The 5,855-nt window shown below is 38.6% G+C and carries 3 protein-coding genes; 1 reads left to right on the forward strand and 2 read right to left on the reverse strand.

Features of this window, described 5'->3' with window-relative positions; all coding sequences use genetic code 11:
- The coding region (locus HDT28_07765) for an HTH domain-containing protein (protein MBD5132463.1) at window positions 1–1,050 on the forward strand (1,050 nt) is incomplete at its 5' end.
- A 185-nt stretch (window positions 1,051–1,235) separates the two neighbouring features.
- Here HDT28_07765 and HDT28_07770 read toward each other — a convergent pair.
- Window positions 1,236–4,739: an SIR2 family protein gene (locus tag HDT28_07770; protein ID MBD5132464.1), complete on the reverse strand. Its 3,504-nt coding sequence runs from the start codon at window positions 4,737–4,739 to the stop codon at window positions 1,236–1,238.
- Between the two features lie 192 nt (window positions 4,740–4,931).
- On the reverse strand, window positions 4,932–5,693 hold the full coding sequence (locus tag HDT28_07775) for a metallophosphatase (protein ID MBD5132465.1): 762 nt from the start codon (window positions 5,691–5,693) through the stop codon (window positions 4,932–4,934).
- Window positions 5,694–5,855: the final 162 nt, after the last annotated feature.

Here is a 5,855-nt window from a genome sequence, read left to right on the forward strand (position 1 = left end):
ACGGAGTCTGACCCGAAAGAGAGGGCTGAGTTGTGGCAAACGGCTATCGGCTTACAAAAGGTCGATGGTTTGAGCGTGTCTGACTATTTGATTGAAACGGCTAAGAAGCACATTGAGGGAGAGGTCTCTATTGATGATGTTGATGCACTAATCTCCACTTATTATCGCAGTGAGGCTGCGCGTGAGATACCGGAAGATATAAAGGAAGCTGACGAGGTGTCAAAGAATATTGTCCGAATTCTTTCCGAGTCTTCATTCTCTTTCTCGGTACAGGGATTAGCAGGACTACATCGCCGAATTTTCAAAGGGGTAATGAAACATGCCGGAGACTTCCGTGAATACAACATTACTAAGAAGGAATGGGTGCTTGACGGGGAAACAGTGCTTTATGGTCCATTTGAGGATCTGACGCGGACCATTGAATACGATCTTGAACAGGAACGAAGTTTCCGGTATAAAGGATTGACACAGGTTCAGATAATAGAACATCTCGCCCGTTTTATTTCAGGGATATGGCAGATCCATCCTTTCCCTGAAGGTAATACCCGAACCACTGCCGTATTCTTGATAAAGTATCTCCGTTCAATGGGTATTCCAGCCACCAATGATATGTTTAAAGAACATTCGTGGTATTTTCGCAATGCACTTGTTAGGGCAAACTATCGTAATGCCCTTAAAGGCATTGAGCCAACTATAGAATATCTCGTTTTATTCTTCCGGAACCTGATCTACGGGGAGAACAATGAATTGAAGAACCGCTATCTACATATTCGGTGGAATGACACTAAACCTCAAATTGACGTTTTGAATCCCGCTAAACGCCAAAATGACGTATTAGAAACGTCGGAAGCACAAAATGTGAAACTGACGTTGAAAGAGATGGCCGTTGTCAGGCTTATAAGGGAAGATCCTAAAATTTCAATTGCCACCATCACAACCAAAACAGGACTCTCAAGGCGCACCATCGACCGCACTATTGTTTCATTAAAAGAAAAAGGACTATTAACCAGAGAAGGGGCAAAGAACAATGCTACATGGGTAATCATTTAGGCAAAAAGTTGAACATCTATTGGGTAACGAGTACCCCATCACCGCAATGAAATCATTTTGCTCATCTCAAATACGCTCACTATATAGAGTCTTCCCGGTAATGTCCTATTATCTGTTATGAACGCTTTTTAGTTAGGTATTAAATCTTTTCATCAACCAATTAGGATGTGAATTATAGAATATAATCACTTCTTTTTCCGTCCAGTTTCCAATTCCGTCCCTAAAAAGAAACCTTTTCTGATGTCAGCAGGGAGTTCTCCGACTATTAACGACCAATGAATACGACATTCATTCATTTCATCACTGTTTTGCATATATTCTGAGAGTTGACCTACAAGCCTCCCCCCGTAAAATAGCAAATCAGCTTTAACAGAAGAACTAATATCCTGATTTATCATTACTTTATCAGGTAATTCGTGGAGGAACTTAATAAGTCGCTTGAGTTTTGGATCCTTAATGATGCCAACACGTATCCATGTCATAAGACATTTAATATAACATATAGAGATATCATCATGGAGATAGTGTAACCGATTGATAACCTCCTCGACAATATTCTGCATTCCAAATTTACCGTCATTGTTATTATAGCATTCTAGTACGGCGTTGAAACCATCATAAATAAAACTCGGAGAACCTGATTGAATACTTTTTGACAGAATATGGCGGACCAGTCTCTGATTATGCTTACCTTCCGCACGCATTAATCTGCCATCAAAAGTCAGCATCTTTATTATAGACGTGGCAAATGGAAATAGATCTCTATATTCATTAAGACAACCTAACAGATCAGCTACCAAGCCAGGGCTGACTTTAGCGATATTTGTTCTTGATATGAATAGATTAACCATTCTCATAGCCTCAGTCCAGAAACGACGCATTCCTCCCATAAGAGTTTCTGAATCATCTTCGCTGATAGAATTGCTATTTTCTGTGATAAAGCAACAGATCCTATCCAATATTCGTTCTATTTGGTCGGTAGTCAGATATTTACGGCAATTAATAAATAATGCCAAACTATCACTGAAATTATCAATTGGTACAGACGAAGAAATACCCGAAACTTGACCTAAGAGAAATTTATCAACAAACTCATTTATAGTATGCCTAAAATTTGCTTCCCAAGGCTTACCGTTTAACGACTTTACATTTACGCCGAGTACATTGATTATGTTGGTTGAATGAAATGATTCCCATTCTGAAGCTATGAAATTATCAATTTCAAGTAGATACTTTTCTGGCAGTAGTAAATACACCTCGCCAAGTCGCTCCACACCAGCGCGGAGGACGTCAGGATTGTCCACTTTGAGGGCACAAATTATATTGTTAATTACGTTTTCATCGCCTTCCCATTCATTGATTACCGCTGAAGGACGTGGATAATCATTATTATAAAAATCCAAAGCAACAGGCTTTTTCAATATTTCCCACCATATAGTTTTACATTGTTCTAATGGTAGGGAATTGTAAGCTGTGGTAAGATATCCAGTAAAATTCTCAGTGTTTTTTCCATGAAGGCGAATGAGAAGTTGAGTAATTAATTCAACTCTATCCACATCAGTTAAAACACATAACCTGCTCAACAACGGAATAACAATATTATAATCGCGAGGAGAAATCTGATCCTTATCGCCTTGTATTAAAGATTTATATTCGTATAATTCATCGAAAATACCATTAATAACAGTTTGATCAAATTTTTTCATCAAAAAATCTCTTGAGAAAGTCAACTCAAACGATTTTTCATCGTTCGCTTCAATAAGATAGCTGATCGCGCCTTTAATATCAATTTCAGCCAATAATGGCAATGCCTTTTTTGCGACATCGGAATTTATAGATCCTGCGTATAATCCTATAGCTCTCCCATATTCCTCCGCGATCAAAAAGTATCTTGCCGCTCCAACATATTTTAAAATATACCCATTGCCTCCAGAAGACCAAGTACTGGTAGTATTCCCAATATTAAAACCGTGAATGCGCTTATACCCCCCTTTATTTTCTGTATCCATTTCCTTTGTTGCATAATCACGATATTTGATGAACGGAGGAAATGTATTGACATTATTGTCCGGTTTTTCCCTTTTAGCAACTTTTAAACAGCTTTCTAGTATGATTAACGCACTTGAATGGAAATCTGACGAAGCGTTGAGCAATAACTTTCTTCTAGCATCATCAACACTTTGTTCCAGCAACATTATCGCATTTCTATTCTCACCGATTTCGACTAGGATACGAGATTTCCATAAAACTCCTTTGTAATCATCTGCCGAGACTGTCCATAATTCAAGTATCTTCTTACATGATGCAATATCATTGTGTTGGAGATACCATATAGCCTTTTCATTCTGCAATTTACGATAGATCGAATATGAAGCATTATTATAGTTGTTTTCGATTTTTTGAAGTAACCTCAAAAACTTATCATCTCTCCGCTGACGGAAAATTCTGAGCAAGGATAGAGTAAGGTTTTCAATATATTTACGAGCATCAGCGGTGACATTTCCACTGATTTCCGCCACCCATTCTAGAGCTTTTACATACCATGAATGGTCAATCCATACAGGCATGAAAGAAACGGATAGTCGCCAATCCAATTCCGATAGAAATTCCAACTTGTCCGAATCTTTTTCAATCTCTTGAAATTTTTTTTCATAGAACGGGAATAATTCCCATGTATCACTGAAATTATATATTTTATCAACGGGTAAAATGAGCCAATTAGGGTATGACTCTCTAATTGTTCTCATTTCCATAGTAAGTTCTTTTAGAGATAAATCGTTGGTAATTCTATTTATAGATATTTTACCAGACCATTTGATCTCAGAAAGATATTCGTCACCAAGATATGAAAGTATAAAATCGATAGCCTCAGTAACGTCTGTCGAACAGGATGCTGTCGGAATAAGCCGAACACCTCGTTTCTCCATTAATTGAGATTCCGATAAATGTGGCATAGATCCAATATGAATCAGATAGACAGGCAACATACGATGTCCCATAATATCGCGGAACCATCCAAGCCAACTCAAAAAATTGGGATCATCTCCTGAGAATCCAATTAAGACGAATTGAGTCTCTATCAACGCCTGACGTACTGTATTCACAAATTCTGGAAATCGCGAGGGATATGTTCTATAATCCTCTTCAGTAATGATGAAGGGACGGTTGTCAGGAAAAGAACCATGTACTTTGACAATACGTGGGTGAGGTTGATATATGAGAGAATCCTTAGATGTAACAACATTATAGTGCTTGCATATTTTTATGGCAGCATCTTCAAGAAGTGTGTCATAGTTCGTCGTGAAAATATCTCTCCAGTTAAGATTAACCAATTTCTCATGCAAATCTCCCGGGGCAATTGCGTTATTTGGTAACGATTCCTTGATTAGCTCTTCCAATGCATTCCTACCCTTGACACTCTCTACCTGTTGGGCAAGTCGCAGTGCTGACTTCAATCGTAGTTCATAGTCAAGAGGTTCGCGGCCATAAAGTTCCTTATGAAATCGAGAGCATAATTCTCCCCAATCGCACATTCTAACGCCCTCGCTCATAACAGCATTTTTTGAGAACCCTGCGCCCACCATAACAGAAGCTTTGCCCCTACGAAGATAACGGCGTATCTGCTCCAAATCCATTAGTACGGAAGAGTCTATAGACTTAATAATATTATCAAAACGAGTCTTATCCATTTTTATGCAATTAAATTTGAGGGAATTGAAAATTATAAAGATTCGGCTTTTACATTGCTAACCCACTTATGAAACTATCCATTTTTGAAAAAACAAACCTTGAGGTGTTGAATCCACCTCAATTTTATATATTAAACCCAAATCTTCAGTCTTAAAAAGGGTGTTAGCACGTAGATACATTGGACAAATATATTATAATTCAATAAATGAGGAATCATTAAAGTGAGTATTTTCTCCACAGAAGACGTAGCCGAGAGGATTGCTGACGAGATGGGTATTGCCAATCATTAGGTCAGTGTTATGATGTGAATGACCATAAATCCATGCTGAGATACGACTGTCGGCAATGAAATCACCGAGTTCGGTGGCGTAGGCAGCATTCAGCACACCTCCCTTATGTTTATCTTCGATGGCTTCGAATGTTGGCAGATGGTGTGTAATAACTACTATATTTTCGGCATTGCTCTCCATTACCGCTTTCTTGATAAATGAAAGGTTTCTCTCATATTCATCGTTGATGTTCTGAGGGATAAGACGCCGCTTGTTATAAAGGATCTGAGCATAGTCGTTCATCCCGTTCTGAATGGCGAATTCGTCAACAGGTGGGATTTTTGACCATAATGTTGAGAGAATAAAATCAACATTATCTATCCTCACAACTCTGTTGTGATAGTAGCCGACATTTGGAAGGAACATCTTTTGCCAACTATCGCCTTGTGCTGCGATATCTCCGTTGTTGTAAAATTCGTGATTTCCAGCAACCATCAATACCTGACAGTAGTTTTCAGAAGCCCATTTCCAGAATCTAAGATGCGGAATTGTAGTGTCAACAAGATAACCGACATCACCGGCAATGACAAGTACATCACCGACCACCTCCAGTGGCAGTGACTTCATGAAGCGCATATTATCATGAAACTCCATGTGCAGATCCGAGCAATACTGTATCTTCATCCTTCAAAAGAGTTTCCTGTATAACAAAAGTTACAACTCGATTTGCTTCAATAATTTTAATAATGTACGGATTGAATCGGCCTTTTTGCCCACTTTTGCGTATTCGTCCAGAATTGCGGGATTCATTTGCTTGAAATCGCTCAACTCCATTCTGATATCTTC

This window comes from Clostridiales bacterium, from assembly GCA_014799665.1.
Taxonomy (GTDB): domain Bacteria; phylum Bacillota; class Clostridia; order Christensenellales; family Pumilibacteraceae; genus Anaerocaecibacter.